Raw genomic sequence first — 6498 nt, forward strand, 5'->3', positions numbered from 1 at the left:
CGCACGTCCGGCCCCGCTACGGGTCGCACCCTCCGAGATGCACCCAGCACTCCGGGTGTGCGCGACCATGGTTGGCACGGCGACCCGCCGCGGCACCGAGGAGGAGCAACGTGACCCCGACCTGGGACGACATCGACGCCGACGCCCTGCGCGAGACCATGCGGTACTCGGGGGCGCTGTCGGAGGTGGAGGCGATCAACCTGGCACTGCGCGTCTACGCGGCTCGGCACCGGAGCCGGGCCGAAGCCGGCCGGGAGCGCGAACGCCGCACGGCGCAGCGCCGCGCGAGCTGAACGGGTTCGGGGGCGGAGTTCTCACCGGGGGTTCACACAAAAGGCGGCGAGGGTCGCTTCCGCATCCCCCCTCAAAGTACGGAAGCGACCCTCGCCTCGGGAAGCGGCCGGCGACTCCTCCCCCCTGGAGTCGCGGCCTTGAAGGCCTCTCCGCGGAAGCGATCGTGTCGTTCCGCGTTGATAGGAACACTACCCACCCCCACCCTCGAATAACAACCCTCAGTCACAAGAAACTACTTAAAGTAATTGTCATTGCGACACAGTCAGGAGCCAAGCGTGTGTGGCCATCGTCAACCGGGGGTCATGATCGCCCGCTCGCGGACCGGACCTAGCCTGGAACGGTGAGATCACCGCTCCTGACCCCGCGCTGGCTGGGCATCCACCTGGCGGCCCTGATCGTCCTGGCAGTGTGCGTCGCGGGAACCACCTGGCAGGTGGTTCGCTCCTTCGAACCCGACCGGGAGACCATCACCAACCCCGTCGAGGACCTCGCCGACGCGCGTCCCGTCGAGGCGGACTTCCAGCCGGGCGAGTACATGCACCCGGACCAGATCGCCAACAGCGCGGTGCAGGCCGGCGGGCAGTACGACGACGGCGACCAGCTCCTCGTACCCCGGGCCGAGGACGGGGTCGAGGGCTACGACGTGATCCTGCCCCTGGTCACCGACTCCGGCGCAACCATCACGGTCAACCGCGGTTGGACCGAGGACCCCGGCGACATCCCTGCCCCGCCCGGCGGCCAGGTCACGGTCACGGGCTGGCTCCTGCCTGCCCAGACCGCCGAGGACGGCATCCGCCCCATGGAGATGCCCGAGGGCCAGGTCGAGCGCATCGCCCCGGCGGTGCTGCTGCAGGAGTGGGAGCACGACGCAATGTACGAGGGCTACATCGTCCTGCCCGAGGACGACCCGGCCAACGACGGCCTCGCGCCGGTCCCCCCACCCGAGCCGCCGACGGGCATCACCGTCAACTGGCGCAGCCTCAGCTACTCGGTCCAGTGGGGCATGTTCGGCGTCTCCGCGCTGGTCTTCTGGATCATCCTCATGCGCCGCGAGATCGAGGAGACCCGGAACCGCGAAGAGGCCCGCACCCCTGACGGGGAACGGGCCTCCGGCGACGGTGACGACGGGGGTCAGCCGGTGGTGGGTGCGGGTTCCTGACCCCCGCCCTCCACGGCGGCGGCGTCCTTCGCACGCTCCTGCTCCACGACGCGGCGCTCGATGACGAACCCCAGGACGGGGATGGTGCCCGACAGCGCGACGCCCAGAGTGCGGCCCGCGCCCCAGCGGCGGTCGAGGGCGACCCAGATGACCACGAGCACGAAGGCCATGTAGACGTAGCCGTGCGGCAGGGTGATGTAGAGGACCAGGGGTGTGTCCGGGCCGAACCAGTGTTCCAAGCCCTGGGGTGCGCTCAGGAGGGCGAACGCGGAGTCCTCACCCACGAGGTAGCGGGCGGGCATGGCCACGAAGACCAGCCCGATCAGGAACACACCCGTGACCCAGGCGAGCACTCTGTACAGACCGAACGACACGCGCCTCTTGTCCACCGTTACCCCGCTTCATGACGACCGACGGCCCCGCGGTGCGGACGGCGGGGCCTCTCACCACGAGGCTAAACGCCGCCCGCGACCACCCCGATCCGGGTCCGTCCCAGGCGGCGCCATCTCACAGAGTCGCGCGCATCACCCCTGTTCGGCGGGCACCTGTCACCCCTGTTTCGCGCGCACGGGGCTGGCCCAGCGGCCGTCGGAGCGCGCCGTCCACGCCTTGGGGATCGTCCGCAGCGCCAGGAAGGCGTCGATGATGCGCACCGGGAAGAAGAACAGCCCGTACACCAGGTAGGACGGGCGTCGCCGCACCATCGCCATGAGGCAGGTCAGCATGTAGTCGGGCACGAAGAGCCCGATGAGCACGGCGCTGAGCGGCAGGAACGCTGTGACCGCGGTGAAGCCCTCCTCGAAGAAGGGCAGCGCCATGACGGCGTCGCCTCCGAACGTGCCCAGCGCGACGAACGCCCCGACCAACACGGTCGCGAGCAGCACGAGCGAGACGAGCACGACCTCGAGCACGTAGAGCACCAGCGCGGCACAGAAACTGCTCGGCCAGAGCTTGTGCCGGCGCATGGTCTGCCAGAACCCGAGCGTCCACCGGCTGACCTGGCGGTAGTAGTCACGCAGGTTGAAGGGGTCCTGGCTGTAGGCCTTGGTGTCGGGGTTCATCGAGACCCGGCCGAGGCGCTTGTGGTGCACCTCGAAGGTCATGTTGAAGTCCTCGATCACCAACCCGCGCGGGTTGATGTCGATCTCCCGCAGGGCGCTGGTGCGGTAGACGCTGGCGAAGCCCGGGACGATGAAGGACACGTTCGCGTGACGCCAGGTCTGCCCGAACCGCATGAGGTACTGGAGCATGAAGTAGAGCCGGTCGCGGTAGGCGGAGATGAGGCGCCCCACGAAACTGCGCTCGCCGGGTTTCCACTCCGAGACCACGAACCCCGCGACGGCGGCCACGTCGGGCTCTGCGAGCTGGCGCTTGGCGCCCTCCACGTAGCGGTCGTCCAGTTCGGTGTCGGCGTCGAGGATCAGCACGCCGTCGTAGTTGTCGGTGAGGGCGAACTCCTCGACGACGGCCTCGATGGCGCCGGCCTTGCCGCGGTTGTTGAGGAGTTCGAGCACGTTGACGCCGGTGCCAGCAGCGATCTCGGCCGTGGTGTCGGCGGAGGCGTCGGAGACCACGTAGATGTCCCAGCGCTCGAAGAGGCGCAGGGCCGACTCGATGGCCGACTCGATGACGGGTTCCTCGTTGTGCGCGGGGATCACCACCGCGATGGAGAGCTCGTCCGGGTCGCTCGGAGCGGTGGCACCCTCGCCCTCGCCGGGGGTTGCGGCGGTGTCCCTGTCCGGTTCCGGTCCGTCCTCCACGGTGTCCGGAAGTGGCCCCGGGCCGGCCCCGGCCCCGACCAGTGCTCGTTCCGGTTCGGACTCGACCCCGGTTCGCTCGGCCTTGGCGACACGGCGGCGGGAGGCCGCGGAGCGCACCGTGCCCTCACCCAGCCGCAGTAGGCCCACGACGGTCCAGAGCAGTAGGTTCGCGCCGAAGGCCAGCCACAGGAAGACGTAGCCGAGGGCGCCCAGCCCGGACGCTGCCGCGACCCCCGTGGCGAAGTCGAACCAGTAGACGAACAGGGCGGCGGCCAGGGCCAGGGCGACCAGCCCGACCAGCACGCCGAGGATGAAACGCACGTTTCGCACAGTCCTGGGACCTCTCCGAAAGATCTGGGTTTCGGACCGACATTAACCCGCAAAGTCGGCGTTAGCTTGACGCCTCGCAGAACCTTTGGGTTCACAAGGATTCGTGGCCTATGCAGGCCACGCGAATCTTCTGCACGGGCTTGCATCTCCTGGTACCCATTGGAAGATATGTGCGGTGGGCTTCCCACGGATACGACTGGCTCCGGTTTATCCTGGCCGCCCAGAAGCGGCGGTACCGCCCACTCGCCCGTACGACTGAGGAGAATAATCGGCGTGCCAGGTCCTATTTTTCCCACATCGACCGATACCTCCCTGGCGCCACATGAGCAACACGCCGCGACCGGGGAGCTGCTTCACGACAAGGCAGGTCAACGCATTGCTTGCGTCCACCAACCGCACTACATGCCCTGGTTGGGCCTGATCGACAAGATTGACCGTTCCGACCTCTATGTCGTCCTCGACACGGTCCAGTTCGAACGCAGAGGTTGGCAGAACCGAAACTACATCGCTGGGGACGGCGGAAAGCAACTACTGACGGTGCCGGTCGTGCAAGCCAGCCGTGACGAACGGATCCTGGACAAGCAGATCGACAACACGCAGAACTGGAGGATGAAGCACCTCCGGGCGCTCCTCAATCACAGCTACCGTGGAGCTCCGTATCTGGACGAATACCGCGAGGAGATATCCGGCCTCTTCGAACAGAGGTGGAACCACCTGGCAGAACTGTCCATCGCCACCACACTCCTGACCTTGCGGGCCTTCGGGATCGACACGCCCGTGGTGCGGGCCAGCCGGCTCGGACCGCTCACCGGGCACAAGAGCGAGCTGATTGCCCAGGTGTGCACCACCGTCGGCGCCGACACCCTGCTGTCGGGCAGCGGGGCGCGCGACTACCTCGACGCCGACGTGCTGAAACAGCACGCGGTCGAGGTCGAGTGGCAGGGCTTCGAGCACCCCGTCTACACGCAGAACAAGAGCGGGCCCGGCAAGTTCATCTCGCACCTGGCCGGTATCGACCTGCTGTTCAACGCGGGTCCGGACTCGCTCGAGCTGCTCCGGAGCGCCCGGCCGCCGCTCTGACCCGCACCACGCCACGACCCGACAACCGAACGGATCGCATCGGGGCGACGACCCGCTGCGTTGATCCCCCCCAGTCGCCTCCTCCCGAGACCAAAGGACGGAAACTGGCAATGACGACGGACTGGTCCCGAGAGCGCGTCCTCATCTTCGCGCCCCATCCCGACGACGAGACCCTCGGCTGCGGCGGCCTCATGAGCAAGGCCAAGGACGCGGGCGCCGAGATCTACGTCCAGTTCCTCACGGTGGGCGACACCGCCGATCAGTCACCCAAGGGCTTCTCGACGGCGCAGGAACGCCACACCGAGATCAAGAAGGTCGCCGACCACTTCCGGTGGGACGACTGGCACATGGCGCTGCCCGGCGATCAGCACCACCTGCGTCTGGACACCGTCGCGCGTGTCGACCTCAACCAGCTCATCGAGAAGGACAGCCCGCTGTCGATCTCGCAGCTGCAGCCCACGGTCGTCATCGCGCCGCACCGCACCAGCTACAACCAGGACCACCAGGTCGTCGCCGAGGCCGTGCACACGTCACTGCGGCCCTCGGACACCCGGATACGCCACCACCCGAAGCTGGTGCTGGCCTACGAGGAGGCCGCCGACCAGTGGCGTACCGACGCCGTCGTGCCGCCCAACCTGATCGTCGGGCTCCGGGAGAGGGACCTGGAGGCCAAGCTCGCCGCCATGGAGATGTACGGCTCCCAGAGCCACGAGCACCCGCACACCAGGTCGGAGCTGACTCTTCGCAGCCTCGCCGCCCTACGCGGCATGCAGGCCGGGGTCGCCCAAGGCGAGGGATACCACGTCCTGCGCCACCTGGTGTGAGCGGAGCGCGGGCCCATCGACCACACCCCTGTGAACGGACATGCATTCCGTGAGAACAACTCAACACACCGCCCGTAGTGGAGGGGAACAATGAAGGCTGTAGTCACCGGTGGAGCCGGTTTCATCGGTTCGCACCTGTGCGACCATCTCGTCGCCCAGGGGCACAGCGTCACCGCCGTCGACGATCTGTCGACCGGTTCCATGGCCAACCTGGCCCAGCTCGTCGAGCACCCCCGGTTCACCTTCGTCCAGGGCGACATCCTGGACCGCGAGCTCATCGACGGACTCGTCGCGGGGGCCGACACCGTGTACCACCTGGCGGCCGCCGTGGGCGTCTACAACATCGTGGACAATCCGCTGCGTTCGCTGCGCATCAACCTGCACGGCACGGAGAACGTCGTCGAGGCGGCCGTCCGGCACCGCGTGCCGTACATGGTGGCCTCCACCAGCGAGGTCTACGGCAAGAACGACGCCGACGGCCTCACCGAGGACGCCGACCGCATCTACGGCCCGCCCACCAAGAGCCGGTGGTCCTACGCCGCCGCCAAGGGACTGGACGAGCTGGTCGCCTACGTGCACGGCGCCGAGTCGGGCGTTCCTTCGGTGATCACGCGGTTCTTCAACGTCGTGGGACCGCGCCAGACCGGGCGGTACGGCATGGTCGTGCCACGTTTCGTCGACCAGGCCCTGGCCGACGAGCCGATCACCGTCTACGGGACCGGGGCACAGCGCCGTTGCTTCGGTTCGGTCTTCGACGTGGTGCCGGCGATGACCCGCCTGATGGACACGCCGCAGTCCTTCAACCGCGCCGTCAACCTCGGCGGCCGCGAGGAGGTCTCCATCAAGGGGCTCGCCGACAGGGTCGTGGAGCTCACCGGTTCCGACAGCGCGATCACGTACGTCGACTACGAACAGGCCTACGGGGAGGGGTACGAGGACATGCAGCGCCGCTTCCCCGACACCTCGCTGGCCGGTGAGCTCATCGGCTACGAACCCACCCGGGACCTCGACGCCATCATCCGGTCGATCATCGACCACCGGGTCCCGCCCC

The 6498-nt window shown here is 67.9% G+C and carries 7 protein-coding genes; 5 read left to right on the top strand and 2 right to left on the bottom strand.

Annotated features, from left to right (window positions below):
- The first annotated feature begins 110 nt into the window (after window positions 1-110).
- A complete protein-coding gene (locus tag D474_RS0121655) occupies window positions 111-293 on the top strand; it encodes a type II toxin-antitoxin system VapB family antitoxin (RefSeq protein ID WP_017615586.1) in 183 nt (60 codons plus the stop codon).
- Between the two features lie 341 nt (window positions 294-634).
- Entirely contained in the window at window positions 635-1453 is an 819-nt protein-coding gene (locus D474_RS0121660; protein WP_017615587.1) for an SURF1 family protein, read from the top strand.
- Here D474_RS0121660 and D474_RS0121665 read toward each other — a convergent pair.
- Both D474_RS0121665 and D474_RS0121670 read right to left on the bottom strand, forming a co-directional pair.
- Entirely contained in the window at window positions 1426-1827 is a 402-nt protein-coding gene (locus D474_RS0121665; RefSeq protein ID WP_026118693.1) for a DUF3817 domain-containing protein, read from the bottom strand. The two genes, D474_RS0121660 and D474_RS0121665, sit on opposite strands and share 28 nt — an antisense overlap.
- Before the next feature lie 174 nt (window positions 1828-2001).
- Entirely contained in the window at window positions 2002-3543 is a 1542-nt protein-coding gene (locus tag D474_RS0121670; protein ID WP_026118694.1) for a glycosyltransferase family 2 protein, read from the bottom strand.
- 402 nt (window positions 3544-3945) lie between these two features.
- On the opposite strand from D474_RS0121670, the gene D474_RS0121675 reads away from it, so the two are divergent.
- The 3 genes from D474_RS0121675 to D474_RS0121685 all read left to right on the top strand — a co-directional run.
- Complete coding sequence (locus D474_RS0121675) at window positions 3946-4623, top strand: WbqC family protein (protein WP_017615590.1); 678 nt, start codon at window positions 3946-3948, stop codon at window positions 4621-4623.
- Window positions 4624-4733: 110 nt separating this feature from the next.
- Window positions 4734-5447 carry a PIG-L deacetylase family protein gene (locus D474_RS0121680; protein WP_017615591.1) on the top strand — a complete coding sequence of 238 codons (714 nt, stop codon included), beginning with the start codon at window positions 4734-4736 and terminating at the stop codon, window positions 5445-5447.
- Window positions 5448-5537: 90 nt separating this feature from the next.
- The coding region (locus D474_RS0121685; RefSeq protein ID WP_017615592.1) for an NAD-dependent epimerase/dehydratase family protein at window positions 5538-6498 on the top strand (961 nt) is incomplete at its 3' end.

The sequence above is a fragment of the Nocardiopsis salina YIM 90010 genome (assembly GCF_000341025.1).
Classification (GTDB): domain Bacteria; phylum Actinomycetota; class Actinomycetes; order Streptosporangiales; family Streptosporangiaceae; genus Nocardiopsis; species Nocardiopsis salina.

What these genes read in the sequence shown, in the direction of transcription:
- D474_RS0121675 (WP_017615590.1), top strand. Translation starts at nt 3,946, where the DNA reads ATGCCCTGGTTGGGCCTGATCGACAAGATTGACCGTTCCGACCTCTAT.
- D474_RS0121680 (WP_017615591.1), top strand. Translation starts at nt 4,734, where the DNA reads ATGACGACGGACTGGTCCCGAGAGCGCGTCCTCATCTTCGCGCCCCAT.